We start from the raw sequence: 22,016 nt of genomic DNA on the forward strand, positions 1-22,016 counted from the left end.
GTTTTACGCATCTTTTAAAAAATTCAACCGCTGAAAAAGTTCTTGCTTTTTAAAGCCCGTTTTCTTTGCCACCAAACTAGCTGCCTTAGCAGCAGAATGAGTACGCGCCAATACTAATAACATTTCATCAATTTCTTGATCACTCATCACTTGCAAAGAAGAAAGTGCCTGTCCAACAAGCACAACAATTTCTCCACGAATATGGGCTTGTTTCTCGTAACTTTCTAACAAATCTCCTAAATTTGAAACATCGACTGTTTCAAATTTTTTTGTTAATTCACGGCAGATTGCAGCAGGACGATCAGCCGAAAAAAGAGCAACCATATCCCGTAAAGTCTCAACAAGACGATGGGGTGCTTCATAAAACACCAAAGTCGCAGGGATAGTTTTTAATTGTTCCAATCGCTTTTGGCGTTGTGCCTTACGCGCACTCAAAAAACCGGCAAAGAAAAAACTATCAGTGGGAAACCCCGTCGCAACAAGAGCTGCTAAAAAAGCTGATGCGCCAGGAATTGGAACGATTTTGTGACCAACTTTGCGCGCTTCTTCTACCAATCGAAACCCAGGATCAGAAATAAGCGGCGTTCCCGCATCTGATACAAGCGCTATAGTTTTATTTTCCGCCAAAGCTGTTAATAACTTTGGTCCTGCTTTTTGTTCATTATATTCATGATAAAGAAAAGTTTTTTTCTCAATACCGTAGCGTTCCAACAAAACACGCGTTACCCGCGTATCCTCACACGCTAGAATATCAACTCCTGCAAGCACTTGCAAAGCACGAAGAGTGATATCTGCAAGATTCCCGATAGGCGTTGCCACAAGATAAAGTGCTGGTTCTATAATAGGTGCAGAATAAGCATGAGCACCTATTATAAAATATGCTTTTTCACGCATGCTTTTCTTTCATATCCAATTAACCTTTCTCCCTCAGCTCGTGACACAAGCTTTGCCCCTGATCAAGCTATATCCGCCAAAATTTTCCTTACCGCCCCCAAATATCAACTACTTGAAGCATGCACTCCAATAAGATAACTTTTCTCAGGATCCAGTGCCTTTCTTGGCATTATAGCCCATTTGATTATCATTATTGATTTCAGTAGAATAAATTTCTGATGTAACCAACGTCATATCAGCCCCCATAACTTTCCACAAAGCCTTTCCTCTAAGAGCCAGAGCAACGATTTTTCCCATTCCTATTTCTCACACTTATTACTCTTTATAAAGCTAAGTTTTGCAGCACATTCCTATAACTGACTTTTTAAAAACCTATTTTATTCATTGATGTAAAAATATTACCCCCAACAAAGATGAATCATTCCTTTTAGCAACATGCACAACCGCTTGCATCATCGTTGAAAAGTATAAATTGCACTCTTAAAATTCTTAAATTTTGCAAAATTCTCAAAAACCTTCGCAAAGCTCTGATTAATATCCCGTAATTTCATAAAGAAAGACACTTTAATTAATACCTGAATAAGGCATCGTTTATTTTATAAACATCTAAAACATATTGCTCTTTTCTTTAATTGGCTGCTTTAAAACCCTCTTTTGGAAAAACCTTTTACGATTTAAACAATTTTGTCTAAATCGTCTCATTATATTTTTCTTTTACATAAATACTAATCTCTCTTTTTCTCCATCTCACTATATTATCTATACAATTGATATGATTTAATCCCCTTAAGTCATCCAATTGCGTGACGGTTTTGCATTTATTTAAACCTTTATCCCTCTCACCAACAATAAAACACTCACACATTACAGTTACTAACAACACAACTCTTTATATTTTGAGTAATTGTCTCATAGCAAAGCCTATGGGGAAAAGATAAATTTAAAAAAATTTGTTTTTTATTTGCTCAACAATCGCACGATAAAGCCTGGTATGTTCCTCATCAGGCTTAGCAATAAAGATAGGAATGCCGTCATCTGAAGAAGTCCGTAAAGCTGCATCAAGCGGCACTTCTGCTAAAAAAGGAACTCCTCGACGTCCCGCTTCTGCACGCGTACCACCATAACCAAAAATATCGTAGCGTTTCCCTGTATCAGGAGCAATAAAATAACTCATATTCTCAATGAGTCCTAAAATAGGAACGTCGACTTTCATGAACATTTCTATCGCTTTACGAGCATCAACTAAAGCAAGATCCTGCGGAGTAGAAACAATCAATACTCCCGTCAACTGCACTTGTTGAGCAAGCGTCAATTGAGCATCCCCTGTACCCGGTGGCATATCAACCACCAAAACGTCAAGAGGCCCCCATAAAACATCTCTTAGCAATTGCGTTACAGCAGCCATTACCATGGGACCACGCCATACCACCGGCTTTTCTTCCTCAACCAAAAATCCCATCGACATCAATTTAAGGCCAAATTTTTCAAGAGGATGAAGCTTTTTCCCATCAATACACTGTGGTTTTTGGTTAACAAGTCCTGTCAAACGTGGCAAAGAAGGACCATAAATATCCGCATCCATTAAACCCGTTTTAAAACCAGAATCTTGTAAAGCTAAAGCGATATTTATCGCCATTGTAGATTTACCAACTCCCCCCTTTCCAGAAGCAACCGCAACCACATGTCGCACACCTTTTATCGGCATTTTCTCGGGCAATCTATTTGCTCTCCGTTTTGGTGCAGAAAAAACTGCATCTCTCCGCAGCTGAGAAAACATCTCTGGTCTTCTTTCTGCCGTAAGTGTGACAACGACAGATTCAACACCATCCAAAACAGAGACCACCTCTTCAGCAGAACGGCGCAACGATTCCCATTCTTGCACACGTCCATCAGGAACCGTAATGGAAAAGAAAACTTTACCATGAACAACCAATATTTCTGAAAGAAGCCCCAACGATACAATATCGCTTTCAAAATTCGGCCCTTTAACTCTATGTAATGCGGTGCGAATAGCATCACTTGTGATAGAAACCATGCTCTTTCCCCTCTTTACAAATGCCAGAGAAAACAGTAATAGGACGACACTTAAAACTAATCACCTAAAATTTTCCACTTTAATGAGCATTATAAAGTGTAAATATCTTATACTTTATCTCTTTAAAGTACGAAACTAATCTCAAATTTAAAAAACTCAAACCAAAAGCTGCTATAAATTCCCATTAAACATGCTTGTTGTACAAGCACTTTACAAATGTTTTTCTGTAAGATTTGACAAACTTCTTATGTTAAAATTATCCTAAAGAACACTTTCATTATAATTATAATCACCAACAGCAAATCGCGCTTCTTTCTTTACCACTTGCTCCTTGGTCGTTCATTTGCGGTACAGAAGAAATAACGATCAACCGAGTTATTACAACCACGCATTATCTTCCTTAAACTTTAAAGTGCCATGAACAAAATGAATGTCCATCATGGAGCTTTTTGTATTTTTTCAAGAGAGAGAAAAACAATCTAAGATTGACTTTTTTTATGTTTTTCCTTATGGATTAACAGTCTTATTGATAAGGATTAGTTTTTTCATCTAGCACATAACTGCTCATAGAGCTAAGAAGGGCCGCACTCCGCGGTATTTAAATAAATGAAACGTACTTACCAACCCTCTAAACTTGTCCGTAAACGCCGCCATGGTTTTCGTGCACGTATGGCAACAGCAAGTGGACGTAAAGTCATTGCAGCAAGGCGTGCTCGTGGACGTAAGCGGTTATCCGCTTAAGCATTTAAATTTTCACAATCTGTTGAACAGTTCTTACTTATTTCTTCGTTGTGAAACTCTCGTTATAAACCTTTAATGCCTGCAAAAGCAGGCATTTAGTAAAATTGCGAAATGCTTTTTATGAAGAAAAAACATCCCTGCCGCATTCGCAAGAGATCAGATTTTTTGGCTGTACGAACAGGAGAAAAACGACGTGGTCCCTTATTTTTGCTTGAAGTTAAATCGAGGGAAAAGACAGCAGAAATGAAATCTCCTCTTGCTGCTCGTGTAGGATTTACTGTTACACGTAAAAATGGCAATGCTGTCAAACGTAATCGTATTAAAAGACGCCTACGTGAAGCAGTAAGGGTTGGTTTAACAAACGATATGGAAGCAGGAACAGACTATGTCATTGTAGCACATCAGGATGTACTATATGCATCTTTTACATATTTAATCAATGAATTAAACCGGCGAATAAAACCAAAAACAAAACACCAGAAACGGCAACAGGGTAATACGAATGGAATATAACAGGAATTTCTTCATCGCCATTGGATTGTCTTTTGGAGTGCTTATCGCATGGCATTTTTTTTATGTGGCTCCCAAACAGACAGAGTTACAACAAAAACAATTAGTCACACAGCAACTGTTAAAACAACAGTCAGAAATTTCCTCTCCCACTGCAAATTTTTCTGACAGTACACCAACACATGAATCAGCACTTATCATTAATCACCCAATAAGCCCTGAAGTTCGTAATGCTGAATTGGCCAAAACAAACCGTATTGCCATAAAAACCGGTGAACTTGAAGGTTCCATTAATCTTGTTGGCGCACAGTTTGATGATCTTTTGCTTAAAAAATATCGCCTGACAGTGGATAAAAAATCGTCGGAAATTGCTTTGCTAAATCCTAAAGGTTTCACAGAAACTTATCTTGCTGAATTTGGCTTTACAAGTTCATCTTTGTCAGCAAACGCTTTGCCACAATCGAATACACAATGGCAAATAGAAGGAAAAAATACAACACTTACCCCCTCCACACCCGTCACTTTAATTTACAATAACAAACAAGGTCAAACCTTTCGTCGCACTCTTTCTATTGATGACCACTACATGTTTACCATTGAGGATTCTATCACAAATGAGAGTGATAAACCGATATATCTTTCATCCTATGCGCGTGTTGCACGTGCAGCTCCTCCAGAACACACAAATGCAACCTATTTGCTCCATGAAGGTATGATAGGGATAGCGGGCGATTCTCTTAAAACAGAAAAATATAAGACCTTAGCGGAACTTAATCCGAACCCCGATAATGGTCAAAAAAGTATGATTTTCTCCAAAGTCATAGGAGGCTGGATTGGTATTACCGATAAATATTGGGCTGTAGCGGTTATTCCTCCACAAGATAAAGAATATACAAGCCGCTTTATTTATTTTGATCGTCTGAATACGCATTATCAGTCTGACTTGATCGGTTCGCTTTTAACAGTTGCTCCAAATGAGACAAAAACTGTTATAAATCGTCTTTTCGCCGGTGCAAAACAGGTCGGAATTATTAATCACTATCAAAATGACTTGAAAATTAAGAAATTTGCTCTTTTAATCGATTGGGGTTGGTTTGATTTCATCACCAAACCCATGTTTTCCCTCATTGACATTCTTTATAAGCAAACAGGCAATTTTGGTATCGCCATTCTTCTTGTCACAGTACTCTTGAAAACGCTTCTCTTTCCGCTGGCAAATAAATCCTACAAATCTATGGCGCGTATGAAGCTCATACAACCGATGTTGCTGAAAATAAAAGAAAAATATCCAGAGGACCGAACCAAACAACAACAAGCAATAATAGAATTATATAAAACTCAAAAAATCAATCCTCTTGCAGGTTGCTGGCCAATGTTAGTTCAATTTCCAATATTCTTTGCTCTTTATAAAGTTCTGTATATCACCATTGAAATGCGGCATGCACCTTTCTTTGGTTGGATTCAAGATTTAGCAGCACCCGATCCAACTTCTCTTTTTAACCTGTTTGGTCTTTTGCCTTATACAGTTCCAGCATTTCTGATGCTTGGTGCATGGCCTTTGATCATGGGGATAACGATGTTTTTACAAATGCGTATGAATCCGGCCCCTCAAGACCAAACGCAAGCTATGATTTTTGCATGGATGCCAGTCGTCTTTACCTTTATGCTCGCATCCTTCCCTGTTGGTCTGGTCATCTATTGGGCATGGAACAATATATTGTCTATGATTCAGCAAAGTATTATGATGAAACGTCAAGGAGTTAAAATTGAGCTTTTTGATAATCTTAAAGCCCTGTGGAGAAAATCACCAAAAAAAGAAGTGCATGAATGACAAGATATTCTTCCTTTTCTGGAATTTTTTCTCGCAATTGGGTTTTTATTCGGGGTGTTCCTACAATACACTTTCTTCCACCCGAAGGACCACCGGAAATCGCATTTGCCGGACGTTCCAATGTTGGAAAATCATCTTTGATCAACGCACTCATCCGACAAAGAAGTTTAGCGCGTACTTCAAATACACCAGGACGCACTCAAGAACTTAATTACTTTGTACCTGATGGATTCAATGAGCAATCAGGAATTCTTCCTCCTGTAGCACTGGTGGATATGCCGGGTTATGGTTTTGCAGAAGCTCCTAAAAATCTGGTTGATGCATGGACAGATTTGATTTTTAGCTATTTACGGGGGCGTACAACACTAAAACGTGTTTATGTGTTGATTGATTCACGTCATGGTCTTAAAAAGAATGACGTAGAGGTTTTAAATCTCCTTGATAAAGTAGCAGTTTCTTATCAGATTGTTTTGACCAAAAGTGATAAAATAAAATCGAACGTTCTTGAACAACAAATAATAACCACAAAAACAAAGCTTCTCAAACGTCCAGCAGCTTATCCTGAAATTCTTGCAACATCTTCAGAAAAAGCATTCGGTTTGGAAGAATTGCGTACTGCCATTTTGCAAACGATCGCAGTGTAGAACACCTTCCTGCTATTAAGGGTTTATTAAACCTAATTTCTAGCTTTTACTAATAATCTTGTACTTCTAGTAAAGTATCTTTATAAAAATTCTTATTACTTGAAAGAATTCTTATCAACTTTATTTGAAAGTGTAGATTATGCTGACACTTTTTCATTCTCCACTCTCTTCTGCCTCCCGCTTTATACGCCTTATTCTTGGAGAATATAGCATAAACACTCAACTCATTGAGGAACATGAATGGGCAAGAAGACACGAATTTCTCGCACTTAATCCAGCTGGAAATGTCCCCGTTCTTCTTTCTGAACAGGAAGTTCCATTATCAGGAGCTATTGTTATCTACGAATATTTAGATGAAACACACGGAAGTTTGCGACAAGAGAAGAAATTATTTCCGGAAAATCCTTTAGACCGTGCCGAGGTGCGCCGTCTTAATGACTGGTTTTTAAATAAGTTTGAAAATGAAGCTACGCGCCATATCGTACGAGAAAGAATCTATAAACGTGAAATACCACTAGCCATTGGCGGAGGCGCACCCAATTCACAAATTTTGCGCAATGCACGTGCTAACATTCTACCACATATGAACTATCTCAATTGGCTCTGTGCATCTCGCGACTGGTTAGTTGGATTTGAACTATCTTATGCAGATCTAGCAGCGGCAGCAACTATTTCTGTCCTTGATTTTCTGGGAGAAATTGATTGGGCACAATGCCCCGCTGCCAAAGACTGGTATATGCGGATTAAATCGCGTCCTTCTTTTCGCCCTCTTTTAACAGATCGCATCCGTGGGATTGTAGCCAGTCCTCATTATGCAGATCTCGACTTCTAACCACCTCTCCCCAATATAAAGTGAAAGCTGATATTTAAAAGCAAAGATAATATGCTTCTATAACAATGAAATCTTATACAATTTGTACACACCATGCGTAATCCTTCCTTCTCCAAAATACATATAAAAAATGTATTAAACTACATTCACATTATTGACTTTCTAACGAGTTAGGAAAGTATTTCTCATCATACTCTTCCTATAAACTGGTAATTCCTTCATGCACTTAAAGAAACAAAATTTTTTTCTATAAGGAAAAGAACCGTTGGAAAGAAAGAAAGAATTTTCCTATAAGTACAAGAAGTAAAATGACATAAGGAGAAAAATATGCGCCTTACAGTTGTTGGTGCGAATGGAAGAATGGGACGCGAACTTATTACAGCTATTCAGCGTAGGAAAGATGTAGAACTTTGTGCTGTACTTGTACGGAAAGGATCACCTTTTGTAGATAAAGATGCCAGTACATTGATTGGTTCAGACTTTCTTAATATTCATATCACTGATGATCCAGAAAGCGCCTTTTCTAACACAGAAGGTATTTTAGATTTCTCTCAACCACAAGCGAGTATTCTCTATGCAAACTATGCTGCCAAAAAAAGTCTTGTCCATATTATTGGCACAACAGGTTTTAGTAAAACAGAAGAAACGAAAATTGCAGACTTTGCCAAATATACAACTATTGTCAAATCCGGAAATATGAGCCTTGGAGTCAATCTCTTGGCAAACCTTGTAAAGAAAGCCGCACAAGCATTAGATGATGATTTTGATATTGAGGTTTATGAAATGCATCATGCGAACAAAGTTGATGCTCCTTCTGGAACAGCTCTCCTTCTTGGACAATCAGCAGCCGAAGGCCGCAATGTTATGCTAAAAAACGTGAGTGTCAGCGAACGTAGTGGCTATATAGGTAAACGTGAAAAAGGCACAATTGGCTTTTCCTGTTCACGAGGTGGAACAGTTATTGGCGATCATAGTGTCACTTTTGCTGGCAAAAATGAGCGTATCGTTCTTTCACATATAGCACAAGAACGTTCTATTTTTGCCAATGGCGCATTAAAAGCAGCTTTATGGGCCAAGAATCACGAAAATGGTCTTTATTCAATGCTTGATGTTTTGGGACTGAACGAATGAATTTTAAACAGTTTATATAACATAGGAAATTCATAATGGGACGCACACTTGTACTCATCCGTCATGGACAAAGTGAATGGAATCTCAAAAATCTTTTTACCGGTTGGAAAGACCCTGATTTAACAGAAAAAGGTTGTACCGAAGCAATAGCAGCAGGAAACAAACTCAAAGAAGCTGGTTTAAAATTTGATATCGCTTATACATCTGCCTTACAGCGTGCACAAAAAACAGCCCAGCACATCTTAGAACAAATGGGACAGTCAGATTTGGAACTGATAAAAAACCCAGCACTGAATGAACGAGATTATGGCGATCTCTCTGGTTTGAATAAAGATGAAGTGCGTCAAAAATGGGGAGAACAGCAAGTGCAAATATGGCGCCGTTCCTACACTATTGCTCCCCCTAACGGAGAAAGCCTTCGCGATACTGGTGCTCGCGTTTGGCCCTATTATCTTCATCATATCCAACCACATATTCTGCGCTCTCAAACTGTTTTGATCACAGCACACGGTAACTCTCTTCGTGCTCTTATTATGGCACTTGAAGGCCTAAATAGTGAAGAGATTACCTTTCAAGAATTAGCAACTGGCATTCCTATAATTTATATATTTAACTCGGACTCAACAATTTTGTCAAAAACAATCATCACCCCTTAAATTTCTAAAAGCACAGTGCTTCAATAAGGAGTTTAATCCCATAATTTTGAGCTGAAAAATAAATTCTTTGATCTCTTTCTCACCCTAAAAAAACAAGCTTGTAATCCCTACCGGTCTGTAATCAAATTGATTTCTCTTGGGAGTCCCCTATTTTGCTGAGCACGTATGTAATTGATTTTATAAGCTTTATAAATAAGTTCCATCCTGAATATTTCGTTCAACTTTACTATTTTACATTTGATTGGTGCACAAAAAAACTAAAATCAGACATCAATGACATTGTATTTCTTAATATGGATGAATACACTTTTTGCCTTCTGTACTGAAAGACAATGTTTACGGTATCATAGATAATTTTATTGACAGAATTGCCTCACAAGCTTAGATGAATTTTAAGCCCAGATGGCGGAATTGGTAGACGCGCAGGTTTCAGGTACCTGTGCCGCAAGGCGTGGAGGTTCGAGTCCTCTTTTGGGCACCATTCTCTTTTTTATTAAGCATAATTTATTATTCTTACTATATTTTTTTAAACTATATTTTTTTAAAAATAAAGGGTGTGCATATATTAAAGTGAGGTAATAGGATTTTCCAACTTACTTCTATAATCTACTTTAAACTGCGCCTTTTTTTCTAGATATTTTTTAGCTACTCCAAATGTCCAAAGTATTGACATTGTCAAAAAAGTAAAACCTTTGAAGCTCTATTCTTACCACAGCACAATCATAAAAGCTCAACGCAAGAAATTCTTGAATATTTTTGCAAATACATACGAGTTTAACAATATTATAAAAAACAATTTAGCTTTCCATCAATTGCTGTTAATTTGTAGATTGGCATCTTAAGATATAAAAAAACTTCTATCCTCAATTTACCTTGCAAAGGCTACGCTGAACTACTCTAAATTCATCAACCATGCAAATGAAATCTCATGACAAAATTTCCTTTTGCGTCAACTCCTTATTTTTTAAAGGCAACACAATATACCTATGCTCAGTTACAAAAAAGAATTATATTAAATAGAATAACTAATAATAAATTAAATAAAGTATATTATTATCTAATTTAAAAATTAATAGAAACTCAAATACTAGAAAAATATCGAATTTATATCGTGAATATTTTTATGTAGCTTTTTATTATCACATGAGTGATGAATAAACTAAAAATTAAGGGGAGGGAATCATGGATCATCCAGAATTTCATTAACAATAAGAAAAATTCTTTTCCCTGGAATTACTTTCCAGGAAAAAATTAGTTTGATAAATAAATGGGGGGGAATAATGGAACAGCAATATATTTTAGGAAAATACACACGTGTTGTTGTCCACGAAAAGGATGCAATTTTGGATGCAGGCTCAAAGTAGTTTATTATCAATGATCGAAATACTGGGAAAACTTAGCACTTCTCGCAGCATAGTGGATCGGAAAAAAGACGATAGAGGAAACTTACAATTCGCTATCGTCAATCATGTTAAGAGAAAACTTTAACCGTGCATTTAAACTTTCTTGTTTCTAACCACTTTCTTGTTTTGGCTGAAACATCAGACAATATCTTCCATAATCGGTATTCTAGAAATCATCTCCATTATCAAAATTACGGTATGTATCCAGCCTCCATTCAGCATACCCTCTTGCAAAAGAAAGTCGTTATTTTAGGATGTGATGGGATTGGTAATCATGTATCAGCAATACTAGCGTCCTCCGATGTCGGGAAATTAATTCTTGCTGACAATGATGTGATCGAGATGACCAACCTTACCAGATAAATTCTTTTTACTGAAGAAGATATAGGGATTCCGAAAACAACTGTTCTTCAACGTGAGCTGATACGAAAAAACAGCCAAATGAAATTCATGAATTACAAATGTTAATTACTAAAAAGAAGATATCAACAAATTATCCAAAGCAGATTTATGGATCATTTCTGCCGATTCACCTGATGAGCTAGGAGCATAGATAAATGAATGGTGTGTAAAAAATAAACAAGCCTATAATAAATTCCGGTTATGTCAACGATATAGCTATTTTGGGTCCTTTTTACATACCTGGACAAACTGGTTGCTATGCATGCAGCATATCTATAGGAAATCTCCCCGAAAAAAGTAATCCTTTAATCCACGAAGCCTGTACTGCTATCAATAATAACTTCAAAGTCGCGACATTTCCTTCTGTTAACGCCCTTTCAGCTACCATGTGTGCCAATGATGCTCTTAAGTTTTTAGAGGGTTATGGCAATCTGCTTTCTACAGATTGCCGTGTAGAGATATGGAGCAGACAACTTTTCACAGAAGAACTTTCTCTAAAGAAAAATCCTCACTGTAAGATCTGTGGAACACCACAATGAACAGACCACGCACCCTTGCTCTCACCTATGGATCCTATAAATGCAGTACGGATGTTGATTGGTATCTACCATGCGATTTTTCTAATATCTATGGGAGTTAGTCTGGCACAATTGGCTGTGCTTCAAGTCGTCTTTTCCGTAACCATCCTACTACTTGACTTTCCTTGTGCTGTTCTCTCAGACAGATATCGGCGTAAATATTCCGTTATAGCTGAGGTCTTTATGACAGGCGTGTTTACCTTCGCCCCCAATATGACGATCCTTATCATTGCACAAATCCTCTATGCTGCAGGAATTTTCCTCATTACCAGTGCCATTGACGGATGAATTTACCACTCACTGTGCAATAAACAAGATTACTTTTCACATTATGCCCATCTCACTCACCAAGTAAATTCTTTCGGTAGTATTATCAGCGGCATCATAGGAATCTCAACAATATACTACTCTGGGCAATATTTTATGGGATATATCATCTCATGCCTGATGATGGGCATCATTTTTGATCTTCCTTGTTGTTCCTGAAGAAACAAAATCAGCAACTGAAAAACATAAAACGACAACAATCCTCTAAAATGCCAAAGAAACACTCTGGATCTTTCAAAATACCATTGGAGAAGCATGATTTATTTTCCTCATATGCCTTTTTAATGCCAGTATTCAGATTATCTATCATTTCTGGAAACCGATAATACTCTCAAGTAGCAAAATTGATCATCCTAACAATACACAGATGCTTATGCTCATGTGCTGCCATATAGAAGAGCTTTTTCAGCACAATATCTTTCAAATTTACTGATGTCTCAATATCATGTATTAGATAACAAATACAAGAATTCTGTAAAATATTTTTCATTCTTTTCTGCCTTGATGTGCATAACACTTTATTTTTTAGTTCATGGCAATCAAACAGCTGTAGCAATTATCGCATTTTCGTTAATCCATGGATTTATTTGCACCGTACCTATCGGAGCAAAAAGCTTGTTTTTCTCAGAACTTAACCAAAAACAAACTCAGCACATTTCTGGTGTCATTGGCGCCATATCTTTCAGTGGACGAATATTTTCAATTGCGGTATTAAGCATCATCTTTTTTTCCCCTGCAAAAATTTCACCGTCATATTATCTTTATATATTACCGACCGTGACTTTTTTCATGTGTGGCTTGGTCCTCATGAGATGGATAACGCACTCTCGCAAAGCTCTCCAAAAAGAAAGCTATACAATGCCCTCTCCCAAATGATGCCTGCATTGCCAACTTTTCCATAGCATCCTCCATAAAAAGTTGTCGCAATAAAGTGCAAGAAACTGGCAGCTCCTCACTGACCATATCGTAAACAGAGCTAACCTATGGAAAATGAAAAAGTGATGAATTAATGATAATCAAACCAACTGATGGAATTTATCTCTAGCCTAAACTCGGAATCAAAATGCCTAAACAAACATACCCAAATACAGTGAGAATTCGTTCAACGAAAATTACGATTCTGATACCCCCCATAGTAAGTTAAGCCACTTAACCACTCCACCTCATCTCGTAAAAACAAATTACTTTAAGTACAATAACACCGTATACGTACGAATAATGGATCTAGGGAGAAGAAACATAAAAATTATAGAACAAGAAAATTTGTTAACAACTACAAAACTACGCTTTCTGTATTACGAAACAGAGAAATCTCTTAAACCTAAACCACACAAACTTATGGAGAGTTCATTGGCATAGTTATTCGAACAGAATGAGAGAGAGCGTCACTACAAAACCATCCGAAGATCAAACAACCTCCATTCTCATGAAAGCGTTGGAATTTTATATGAACACATTCCATACTCAACAATCAAAAAATAGTTCATAACAGCATTTAAACAAAGCAAAAAGTCCCCTACAATAACGCAAGATCTGCTGAAAGCATGCTATAGTCTTTTTTAATGGACAAGTAATTTAGAATATAATTCATCCTTAGGACTTTAAAAGAACAACTCTCAAAACAAATACAGATTCCTCCTTTAAAGAAAAAAAAAGACGCAGAGAAATATTATTAAGGATAGAATCTTAGATTTATGAACATGTTTGAACTGTTTTTTTCTCAAGACTTGCGCTGGAGCAACATTGTTTGGACTAGTGGAAAAACGTAAAAGATCACATCCCTTCTTGAAAAACAGAAAAAGTAAATTCTACACAGATGTCTTTCTCCTCATTATTATCTGAACTAATCATAACACTTGAAATTTATCTATCGGAAATAAAATACTCCTCTGTGCTAAAAGCAGATCAAGAATGACCAAAGAAAATTTTGACAATCTGTTTTGTAAAGCGTTTTCTACAATGAAACAAAAAAATCAGCATATACATTGGAAAATAAGCACAAAATCATCCTGTCTAATGCAAGAATGATAGTTTCATAAATGAAAACGCTTTTTGGCTAGACTGAAGATAATACGATACCATTCTATACTCAAAAAGGTTGAACAAGAGAATCAATAAAACTGTAAAAAAGTATGAATACATAAAAAATAAACCAGGGAATGGAAGGAATAAAAACCCCTTCACCTTTATATCACCTATTGATTGTATTGAAAATGGCGGAGAGGAAGAGATTCGAACTCTCGAGAACCTTTTGAGCCCTACTCCCTTAGCAGGGGAGCGCCTTCGACCACTCGGCCACCTCTCCAAGGGTGGTGAATAAACGGTATCAATACAAAGTGCAAGATATTTTCGATTTTTTTCAAAAATATCTGAGTTTTTCTGTTTTATCGATCTCATCAGATAAAAAATTAACAAATGAAAATTGTGACTTTTTTACCACATTGCCTTGAATAGTAGTACGGATACCCTTCAAAAAGATAATTTCATATTTGTAGATCGAAAAAAGAACAGTATAGCTGTAACTATAGTTATCAGATGTTTGATGTCTTTAAATCTGTCTTTGATGAGTTGAGCGAATAATATTCCCTAAGAGGGTTAATTTATCTTTTACTGGAGATTCATTATGAATGTTAAGTCCATCCTTTTGAGCTCTACAGTGGTTTTTGTGGCAATTTCTGGAGCACAAGCAACTCCAACAGTTATTGCAGAACCAGAACCTGTAGAATTTGTTCGCGTTTGCGATGCATATGGTAAAGGGTATTTTTATATACCTGGCACAGAAACCTGCATACGTTTGTCAGGAAATGTCCGCGCTGATTTTATAGGTGGAGATAACATCGATGCAAACACTAATGCCGATTTAGATACTAAAAATAAAACCTATAGTGCATCCTCACGGTTAACCCTTGTTTTTCAAGCTGCTTCTGAAACAGAATTGGGAACACTTCGCTCTTATGCCCGGATCTTCTCAAGCTGGAATAATGGTCAAAACAAAGATGGTGCAAAACTTACAGCTGCATACATTGAACTTGGTGGTTTTCGTGTAGGTCTTGACGATACAATTTTCAGCAATTGGACCGGTGGCTACGGTAACGTTATAAATGACGACAGTGTAGCACCAGCAGGTAATACACGCACTAATTTTATCTCTTACACCTTTAGTGGTGATACTGGGTTCTCCGCTATTATCGGGGCTGAATTAGGCAATACTTCAATCCCTGCTCTTTCCGAAACTGAAAAATACTATTACATCGATAAAGAGGATAAAGTTGCTATCGTTCCTAACGAGAAATTTCCCAGCAAAGGGATAAAAAGCTATACTCCAAATCTGGTTTTTGGCATAAAATTTATGCAAAAATGGGGTGGATTTTCAACAGTTGCTGCATATGATGCTTACTACAAAAAATGGGCTGGTAAAGTACGTTTAGATTTTAATATTAATGATCGTCTAAATCTATGGGTAATGAGTGGTTATAAAAATAACGTTGATTACTACACAAAAGACGAAAACAATGCACTATCACGACAAAGTACAACAATCTATGCAAACTGGGGTGGCAAATGGGCCGCATGGGCTGGTGCAACTTACAAACTCACTCCACAAGCAAATTTAAACGCTCAGGTTTCTTACAGTGCTGTAAAAACCTTTGCAACTTCTGTAAATATTGCTTACACACTGGTTCCAGGCTTTGTGATTACACCTGAACTTACTTATGTTTCGTGGAACGATGACCGTACTTTTAAGGGCGTAAATAACAATATAACCTATAGCTATGCTCTCAATGGAAAAAGTGCTTTGCAAGGTATGATTCGCTTCCAACGTTCATTCTAAATTTTTTTGAAGCAAATTTCTAAAAAACTGGCAATTTATGTTGCCAGTTTTTTTTTGTTTTTAAAACCTTCTATGAAAATCATAAAAACATCTTGTGATATTCTATCGCACCATTATCCCTGATAAAAACGACTTATGCTCTACAAAAATATTTCAAGGAAATTAACTAGATGAACGTTAAGAAGCATATTTCACAAGCTTTACACAGATAACCTCAAGAATAAAATTTTGATCATCAAAAAATTTGTTCTCAAAATTGCACAAAAACCCTCAGAAACAATCAAAAACAAACCGGATATATCGTCTAAAATGACAAAGAATAAATCATAGAAATATTCTTCAATAAAAATAACAATGCTCAATAAATAATGAAGTTTTTTGCAAATTTTAACAACCTTTTCGTTCGTTAAAAATATTCAGTAAACACAGAAGGAATGTGTATTTTTAATATCGTACCCCTGTTCCTCGAGAGTGCCTGTGCCCTATTTTTTATTTCAACCATTGTTGAACTCTACCTCACCTTTTGCATCAAATATTGTCAATGTGAAACCATTTATAAAATATCTCTTTTCCAAAACTACTCTTAGCAATGTTACGAGATTTTACTTGCACAGCACTGATAACGCTTATTTTGCTTCTCCAACTATATGGAGATGAATTTTTCCACGACAACTTTTAGGCACTCTATTTTTTTGTCTTTACACAATACTTTTTTAAGTATTTTTTTAACGATGGAAGCCAACATACAGAAAAGAAAAAGGATTTTAAAATTTCGCTCTACGAACCGTCTCACTTTTTTCTTTTCCCATTATCCGGGTTCCTGTAATTTTATTCTCATAGCATAAACAGACCTCTTTCTACCACACAGAGTTCACACACAAAGACCAAAAAGAATATTCTTCAAAAAAAATAACGCTCATTTTTGTATAACATACATTTAAATCACGTCACATTGAAGGCGTTCGACGGAAAATACTTATCTACTAATGCATAGATAATCGCGGCTGTTTCAACATCTAAAATTCCATCATAATTTTCCTGACGAAAATGAAGCTGAAATGCTCGGATTAAATCCTTATATCCAATTTCGCTACATGCAGCAGAAATATCGTAACCATAACATCTCAATTTAGTCAAAACATCTGCTTTGGGTGGAAAACTTTTACAAAATTGCTCCTGATAGTGACCCTTTACTTCATCATCATACCATGCCCCTATGCCTGCTGCATAAAGTTCTTTCCATGGAAAAGCAGCACCTGGATCACTCTTTCTTCCAATAGCAATATCACTGTGCCCCACAACATCGGTTGGTGTAATATCGGGATACCGTTGAAGAATATTCAATGCAAGTTTCTTAACTGCATCAATTTGTGTTGGATTATAAGGAGGAAATATAAATGTTTCATTACTATAAGCCACTAAATTAACTGTCTCAAGCGGAAAAGCGAGGCCACTTATGTTACTGTCCTCATTTAATAAACCAACATCAGCTTGCAATGCCCCTCTACCTTCATAAACTGGATTTAAAATCCGCGCATCCTTTAAAGCCACTTCAGCACATATCTCTTCTGAAGAATCAGAATGACCAGTCGCTAAATTGACTATTTCAATTCCAAGAGATGTATCATTTAAATTACTACGCCCAGCCCATGAACTCACGCCCGCATGCCACGCACGCTCGTTTTCCTCAACCAAATTAAAAATGCGCATATCTTTAAATCCTGCCTCAATATAGGTCTGTTCTGATGGGTCAGGAACAAGATAGTGTGCACTAACCCTCTCTCCTGTAAGGGCCATAATCGATGCTTTAAAATCAAGTGAAGTATAATGCATCACAAGAAAACGAATCCGACGATTAAAGCTCTTTATAGAACGATAGCTGTTGTAATCAATCTGATACATAAAAAAACTTCCTTTCTATCTCATTTACGCTTACCATCGCACTCCACAACAGACCGCACAGGAAGACAATCTTGGTACTATTTTCGAAAATTTTTACAATATACTGCCCTTCCCATAGACAAAAATTGTAAGTTTTATGCTAAAAACCGAATAATTGATAAAACATCAAAATCTTACCAACAATCAATCACATTTCCAAAAGTTCTCTACACACCCAGTACCCTAAATTCTGAGTATAGTAAAAAGCTACACAGACTAAGCTCTTTTTCTCCAAAAATGCCAAAAAGACTAACCATCAAAAAACAAACAAAAATACTGGAAAACTACTTAATCAAATATTTGCACATATCTTGTAGACAAAACAGTCTTTCCTCCTATCAATCTGAACAAAATATATCCACACCCATCGCATACAAGGCATAATGCCTCATCACCATGCAATAGCTAAAAATATTAGAAGAGGTTTTTATAAAAAATTTATGGAGATTTATTGACAAATAAGTTAACAACGCATATTCGCAATGAATTTTTATTGCGTATTTTTAATAAAATTTGATTTTTTTCTATCCGAAGCATAAGGAATCAAAATGCTCATTTATTCTTTCATAAAGCAGTTCTCCCTCATGCCTCTTAAGGGTGGTATATACTGCGTCTCTAAATCAAAACATACCAAGCATTCTTCTCCTCCAGAACAATCTTCCTAGGTTATTAGATTTCAAATACGTACATTTTCTCAATTTTTGTATACGTATGCTTTTTAACTAAAATTGTATAAAATTTGTCGTAAGAAGAAGATAATATGGCACTCTAACCCCGAGAATATTCTGAAGAACCAAGAAATAACAATATCGAGTTTCTTTTTTCATCTGTATTTTTTGTGAGATCATTTCAATAAAAACATCTTTTCATCTGCTAAAAACAATTTTAGCTATGATAATCAGGGATCACAATAAATTCTGCAAACGTGTTAACACAGATTGAACTATTTTAAAGAGCATTTTTTTGTTGTCTCATATTATGATAATATGTTGACTTATAGAGATAATTCATAGTTTTATAACTTGCATGAGTGCCCTGAAAAAGTAAATACGCCTCTCATGAAGCATCGCAAAACAAGAACAGTCTGTAACATTGAATAAAACTGCTTTCAAACATCAAATACTTTAGAGCATCAAAACAGCACTGTCTAACACAAGTAATGATTTGAGGACTATTTCTACGTCCCAACAAAGGATCATTGACTCTCCTTCATTTGTAAACATCTTTTGTCTTTTGAAAACCGACCAAGCCGCATATTCCTGTAAGACCACACCTACAAGCGATCATGTATAAAGAAAAATAATACAATCATCACCATCGTCTTTCATTCGTACAGTCATTGTAGCATGCCAAAGACTTTCTTTCTTGTTTTCTAATATTTTCCAAAGAAGGCGACAAACTAACCTTAACCTGTGGAATAATTTTCGCACTTTTTTCTATTGGTTGAAAATATTTTAAAAGCAGTGGATCATTTGCTAGCTAGTAAACTTCTGCGTACATCGCTAATTGTTGACGAGCAGTATAATTTCTTCATCAACCAAAATGGTCTTTAAATTTTTCAATTAAATGCTGAGCTAAAAGTATTGATGACTGTCCAAGCAGTTTTATGAGAACATAGAGGATTTTCCATAAAAATGCCGTTCAAATGGCTTATTTTCCAGATGACAATCAACCCCAATGAGCAATGGTACTTCATCACTTCCAATCAAAATTCACGCACAGCGAATATGCGATACAGGAAAATATTTCTGCTTACCATGTTCTAAATACTCTTCTAAAAGTATAAAAGCTTGCATTGTCTGACTAAACAAAACAACAAGAGAATTTCCCTCACAGGAGAGATAAAAACCAAGTGCTATGTCTGTAGAATCATCAAGCACTTTTTCTGTCTTAAGAAAGATGTTTGACGAACATTACTGACATCTAGTGCTATATCCAATCACTGTAATTGACCTTTTATCGTTTGCCAAACAGCTTCATGATAAACCAAGGTTGCTGTACAGCTTGGACTATTGCATCACGTGTTTTATCATCCAACGTAGGTCAAAATCCGCCACTGATAATGATGAAATCTTCTTGCCAAAGACAAGCAATCACTGTCTTACTAATTTTCTGCAATTGATTGGTGCAAACAAAATGATACGTGACTTGGATATTTCTTTTTTCTAAGCTCTGGCTCAAATCTTACAAATTCATATTCAAATATTGTCCTGAAAGAAGTTCATCACCAACCGTAATAATCGCAGCACGACAAACAAAAACAAAATTCACAAGAGAATTGAAAACAGCTTTTGCCATCTGACGAGTAGTAGCTAAGACTCCCAAATCATAGGTAACAGTTTTTTTAGTACGAATAACTTGTTCAACACTCTCAGAGAATTGTCGTACTACCTCTTCAAAGTCTAAATGATCCAAAAGTAAAGCACTAATCTAAAGCATGGCAAAAGGATTTGCTTTATTCTGTCCAGCAATGCGTGGCGTGCTTCCATGAACAGGTTCAAAATAGGCCGTTTTACTGTCCACATTTGCACTCAATGCAAACCTCAATCTCCCATCACTCTAGAAGCAAGGCCAGAGAGAATATCGCCAAACATATTTTCAGCAACAATTACACCACAACGCTCTGGTTTTGTTACAATCCATAAAACAACCGCATCAACATTGTGAATACCTGCTTCAATTTCTGGATAATCTTAAATAATATTCTCAAAAATTTCTTGAGCGAATTGACCATTTTCCCCTATAATATTTGGTTTATCGGCAGAAGTTATACGTTTGAAATTATGTTCCCGTGCATAAGAAAAAACATATTCAAACAACCGCCCTAAACCAAAGCACGTCTGTAAATGCACCGTCATGCTACCTCGTCAAAACTATACTCTTTTAAATTAAGATGTTTTAACTATGTCGCTGCTTCAGAAGAAAACACCACAAAAATCTAATCCCGCAAGGTCTTCACTATTTTTTCTGATAACACAAAAATGAAAAGGCTTTCTCGGACCAACAATGTATCTTACAGGACGTATATTTGCAAACAAACCTAACTTTAACGAAGCTAAATAACAGGGAAACATAAGCAAGTTTTTTCTCTTTTAAATGCAGTGCAAGCTTTTTTAAAGCAGCTTCTTTTTCTTGACGAGTCACAGCACCAATTAAAACAGCGTCACTTTCAGGGATTCTTTGCCAAGTTGCTTGTGGAACAGGATCTCCTCTTTGTTTCCAATATTCCTAACCAATATCGCGCGCCATAGGTTAATTCGATTGATAACTAAAACTTTTCTAAAATCATCAGAGCAGCATCACAAACTTCCGTTCCTACCTCATCACCAGGTAATACAAAAATTTTCTTTTTCATAATCCATCAATCCATTTATTAACGATTGCATTCGTCATGGCAGGATTATCATCCCATAAACGCGTACCCGCAACAGAAATGATCTTATATTCATGATTCAAACATTGACTTTTCGTTTGATTAGCTACGGTTGCAAGTTGTGACTTTTCACCGATCAAAGCTAAAAACTTTCCAGTATATTTTATAATTTCATCTCGAGCATCCATCTCCAGCAAGAATGTAAATCCTCGTGTCATACGTTCAATTGCTATGCTTTTTTGCTCATCAGAAATCTCCCATAAAACTCTTTTTTTCATGCCTCCACGAGAATACATAAAAGTATTGAGTATTTCTAAAGCTCCTGACAAATCTTTATTTTTCAAAAAAGTCAGAATATATCTAAGTTGTCTTTGTAAAGGCTTATCCGGATAGCCTGGCGCATTCACAGCACGCACGGCTTCAACATTCGGAAGTCGCGCTGCTAATATTTGCACTAACATTCCAGCCATAGAAAATCCCACAAGCACTGAGGACTCTTTAAAATACCTTTCAAGTTCCTCTGTAATAAAAGGTAAAATTTCTACGACAGAGTTATTATAAAAAGGAAAATTACTAGGGAAAAGGGACAGTGTATCCAGGAGAGTAATTTGCAATCCTCTTTCTAAACAGAGCTTTGTAAACGAAGAACAAAAAACGCCGCGATCCCAAATTGGCATTACAGGAGAAAGAATAATAACATGAAGACTCATTTATTCACTCCCCGTTCCATTGCTTGAGAACATGAATTGTAGCAGAAACTTTCTCACTGAAGATACTATTAAAATACTAAAATGTTTGGGAAAACTTTATCGTGCATAAACTCCCTACCCAATAATAATCGCCCAAAATAACATCCCGTAAAAACCGATTATACCAAATTTATACC

General features: G+C 36.3%; 20 protein-coding genes, 2 tRNA genes and 1 pseudogene. 12 read left to right on the forward strand and 11 right to left on the reverse strand.

Features of this window, described 5'->3' with window-relative positions:
* Positions 1-3: 3 nt before the first annotated feature.
* The 3 genes from rsmI to O9A_RS06695 all read right to left on the reverse strand — a co-directional run bounded on the left by rsmI (position 4) and on the right by O9A_RS06695 (position 2,929).
* Positions 4-894 (reverse strand): 16S rRNA (cytidine(1402)-2'-O)-methyltransferase, encoded by an 891-nt coding sequence (gene rsmI, locus O9A_RS06690; RefSeq protein WP_034459926.1) that lies wholly within the window; start codon positions 892-894, stop codon positions 4-6.
* 144 nt (positions 895-1,038) lie between these two features.
* Positions 1,039-1,191, reverse strand: coding sequence for a hypothetical protein (locus O9A_RS08055; RefSeq protein ID WP_154656377.1), 153 nt, complete (start codon positions 1,189-1,191; stop codon positions 1,039-1,041).
* A gap of 643 nt (positions 1,192-1,834) precedes the next feature.
* Positions 1,835-2,929 carry an Mrp/NBP35 family ATP-binding protein gene (locus tag O9A_RS06695; protein ID WP_034459929.1) on the reverse strand — a complete coding sequence of 365 codons (1,095 nt, stop codon included), beginning with the start codon at positions 2,927-2,929 and terminating at the stop codon, positions 1,835-1,837.
* A 606-nt stretch (positions 2,930-3,535) separates the two neighbouring features.
* Here O9A_RS06695 and rpmH point away from each other — a divergent pair.
* The 11 genes and pseudogenes from rpmH to O9A_RS06745 all read left to right on the forward strand — a co-directional run bounded on the left by rpmH (position 3,536) and on the right by O9A_RS06745 (position 12,860).
* A complete protein-coding gene (gene rpmH, locus O9A_RS06700; RefSeq protein WP_011181069.1) occupies positions 3,536-3,670 on the forward strand; it encodes a 50S ribosomal protein L34 in 135 nt (44 codons plus the stop codon).
* A gap of 120 nt (positions 3,671-3,790) precedes the next feature.
* The gene (rnpA, locus tag O9A_RS06705) at positions 3,791-4,183 is read left to right on the forward strand and encodes a ribonuclease P protein component (RefSeq protein WP_034460298.1); all 393 of its coding nucleotides are present in this window, start codon (positions 3,791-3,793) and stop codon (positions 4,181-4,183) included.
* A complete protein-coding gene (gene yidC / locus O9A_RS06710; protein WP_034459930.1) occupies positions 4,173-6,011 on the forward strand; it encodes a membrane protein insertase YidC in 1,839 nt (612 codons plus the stop codon). The genes rnpA and yidC overlap by 11 nt, the downstream gene beginning before the upstream one ends.
* Positions 6,008-6,655 (forward strand): ribosome biogenesis GTP-binding protein YihA/YsxC, encoded by a 648-nt coding sequence (yihA, locus tag O9A_RS06715; protein WP_034459932.1) that lies wholly within the window; start codon positions 6,008-6,010, stop codon positions 6,653-6,655. Before yidC ends, yihA begins: the two co-directional genes overlap by 4 nt.
* A 139-nt stretch (positions 6,656-6,794) precedes the next feature.
* A complete protein-coding gene (locus O9A_RS06720; RefSeq protein ID WP_034459935.1) occupies positions 6,795-7,487 on the forward strand; it encodes a glutathione S-transferase family protein in 693 nt (230 codons plus the stop codon).
* 327 nt (positions 7,488-7,814) lie between these two features.
* Positions 7,815-8,618, forward strand: a complete 804-nt coding sequence (dapB, locus tag O9A_RS06725) for a 4-hydroxy-tetrahydrodipicolinate reductase (RefSeq protein WP_034459938.1) — start codon at positions 7,815-7,817, stop codon at positions 8,616-8,618.
* Positions 8,619-8,653: 35 nt separating this feature from the next.
* Entirely contained in the window at positions 8,654-9,274 is a 621-nt protein-coding gene (locus O9A_RS06730; protein WP_034459942.1) for a 2,3-bisphosphoglycerate-dependent phosphoglycerate mutase, read from the forward strand.
* A 396-nt stretch (positions 9,275-9,670) separates the two neighbouring features.
* A tRNA-Leu gene (locus O9A_RS06735) sits at positions 9,671-9,755 on the forward strand.
* A 1,009-nt stretch (positions 9,756-10,764) separates the two neighbouring features.
* Positions 10,765-11,040, forward strand: coding sequence for a ThiF family adenylyltransferase (locus tag O9A_RS08445; RefSeq protein ID WP_245262477.1), 276 nt, complete (start codon positions 10,765-10,767; stop codon positions 11,038-11,040).
* 260 nt (positions 11,041-11,300) lie between these two features.
* Positions 11,301-11,618 carry a hypothetical protein gene (locus O9A_RS08450; RefSeq protein ID WP_245262478.1) on the forward strand — a complete coding sequence of 106 codons (318 nt, stop codon included), beginning with the start codon at positions 11,301-11,303 and terminating at the stop codon, positions 11,616-11,618.
* Positions 11,615-12,860, forward strand: a pseudogene (locus tag O9A_RS06745) (MFS transporter). The gene O9A_RS08450 and the pseudogene O9A_RS06745 overlap by 4 nt, the downstream one beginning before the upstream one ends.
* A 1,338-nt stretch (positions 12,861-14,198) precedes the next feature.
* On the opposite strand, the gene O9A_RS06750 reads toward O9A_RS06745, so the two are convergent.
* Positions 14,199-14,289, reverse strand: a tRNA-Ser gene (locus O9A_RS06750).
* A gap of 318 nt (positions 14,290-14,607) precedes the next feature.
* On the opposite strand from O9A_RS06750, the gene O9A_RS06755 reads away from it, so the two are divergent.
* Positions 14,608-15,816: a porin gene (locus O9A_RS06755; RefSeq protein ID WP_034459944.1), complete on the forward strand. Its 1,209-nt coding sequence runs from the start codon at positions 14,608-14,610 to the stop codon at positions 15,814-15,816.
* Between the two features lie 942 nt (positions 15,817-16,758).
* On the opposite strand, the gene O9A_RS06760 is transcribed toward O9A_RS06755, so the two are convergent.
* The 7 genes from O9A_RS06760 to O9A_RS06770 all read right to left on the reverse strand — a co-directional run bounded on the left by O9A_RS06760 (position 16,759) and on the right by O9A_RS06770 (position 21,840).
* Positions 16,759-17,718, reverse strand: a complete 960-nt coding sequence (locus tag O9A_RS06760; RefSeq protein WP_034459946.1) for an N-acetylmuramoyl-L-alanine amidase — start codon at positions 17,716-17,718, stop codon at positions 16,759-16,761.
* 1,751 nt (positions 17,719-19,469) lie between these two features.
* Complete coding sequence (locus O9A_RS08455) at positions 19,470-19,637, reverse strand: hypothetical protein (RefSeq protein ID WP_245262479.1); 168 nt, start codon at positions 19,635-19,637, stop codon at positions 19,470-19,472.
* 304 nt (positions 19,638-19,941) lie between these two features.
* A complete protein-coding gene (locus tag O9A_RS08460; RefSeq protein WP_245262480.1) occupies positions 19,942-20,172 on the reverse strand; it encodes a hypothetical protein in 231 nt (76 codons plus the stop codon).
* 15 nt (positions 20,173-20,187) lie between these two features.
* On the reverse strand, positions 20,188-20,292 hold the full coding sequence (locus O9A_RS08570; RefSeq protein WP_280949008.1) for an isocitrate/isopropylmalate family dehydrogenase: 105 nt from the start codon (positions 20,290-20,292) through the stop codon (positions 20,188-20,190).
* Between the two features lie 8 nt (positions 20,293-20,300).
* Positions 20,301-20,438: an isocitrate/isopropylmalate family dehydrogenase gene (locus tag O9A_RS08575; RefSeq protein ID WP_342543791.1), complete on the reverse strand. Its 138-nt coding sequence runs from the start codon at positions 20,436-20,438 to the stop codon at positions 20,301-20,303.
* 12 nt (positions 20,439-20,450) lie between these two features.
* Entirely contained in the window at positions 20,451-20,615 is a 165-nt protein-coding gene (locus tag O9A_RS08470; protein WP_245262481.1) for a hypothetical protein, read from the reverse strand.
* Between the two features lie 493 nt (positions 20,616-21,108).
* Positions 21,109-21,840, reverse strand: coding sequence for an alpha/beta fold hydrolase (locus O9A_RS06770; RefSeq protein WP_034459949.1), 732 nt, complete (start codon positions 21,838-21,840; stop codon positions 21,109-21,111).
* Positions 21,841-22,016 lie beyond the last annotated feature (176 nt).

Origin of the sequence: Bartonella koehlerae C-29, assembly GCF_000706625.1 — a bacterium.
Taxonomy (GTDB): domain Bacteria; phylum Pseudomonadota; class Alphaproteobacteria; order Rhizobiales; family Rhizobiaceae; genus Bartonella; species Bartonella koehlerae.

Excerpts from the sequence above, each read along its gene's own strand:
- rsmI (WP_034459926.1), bottom strand. The coding sequence starts at position 894 with ATGCGTGAAAAAGCATATTTTATAATAGGTGCTCATGCTTATTCTGCA.
- O9A_RS08055 (WP_154656377.1), bottom strand. The coding sequence starts at position 1,191 with ATGGGAAAAATCGTTGCTCTGGCTCTTAGAGGAAAGGCTTTGTGGAAA.
- O9A_RS06695 (WP_034459929.1), bottom strand. The coding sequence starts at position 2,929 with ATGGTTTCTATCACAAGTGATGCTATTCGCACCGCATTACATAGAGTT.
- rpmH (WP_011181069.1), top strand. The coding sequence starts at position 3,536 with ATGAAACGTACTTACCAACCCTCTAAACTTGTCCGTAAACGCCGCCAT.
- rnpA (WP_034460298.1), top strand. The coding sequence starts at position 3,791 with ATGAAGAAAAAACATCCCTGCCGCATTCGCAAGAGATCAGATTTTTTG.
- yidC (WP_034459930.1), top strand. The coding sequence starts at position 4,173 with ATGGAATATAACAGGAATTTCTTCATCGCCATTGGATTGTCTTTTGGA.
- yihA (WP_034459932.1), top strand. The coding sequence starts at position 6,008 with ATGACAAGATATTCTTCCTTTTCTGGAATTTTTTCTCGCAATTGGGTT.
- O9A_RS06720 (WP_034459935.1), top strand. The coding sequence starts at position 6,795 with ATGCTGACACTTTTTCATTCTCCACTCTCTTCTGCCTCCCGCTTTATA.
- dapB (WP_034459938.1), top strand. The coding sequence starts at position 7,815 with ATGCGCCTTACAGTTGTTGGTGCGAATGGAAGAATGGGACGCGAACTT.
- O9A_RS06730 (WP_034459942.1), top strand. The coding sequence starts at position 8,654 with ATGGGACGCACACTTGTACTCATCCGTCATGGACAAAGTGAATGGAAT.
- O9A_RS06755 (WP_034459944.1), top strand. The coding sequence starts at position 14,608 with ATGAATGTTAAGTCCATCCTTTTGAGCTCTACAGTGGTTTTTGTGGCA.
- O9A_RS06760 (WP_034459946.1), bottom strand. The coding sequence starts at position 17,718 with ATGTATCAGATTGATTACAACAGCTATCGTTCTATAAAGAGCTTTAAT.
- O9A_RS08470 (WP_245262481.1), bottom strand. The coding sequence starts at position 20,615 with ATGACGGTGCATTTACAGACGTGCTTTGGTTTAGGGCGGTTGTTTGAA.
- O9A_RS06770 (WP_034459949.1), bottom strand. The coding sequence starts at position 21,840 with ATGAGTCTTCATGTTATTATTCTTTCTCCTGTAATGCCAATTTGGGAT.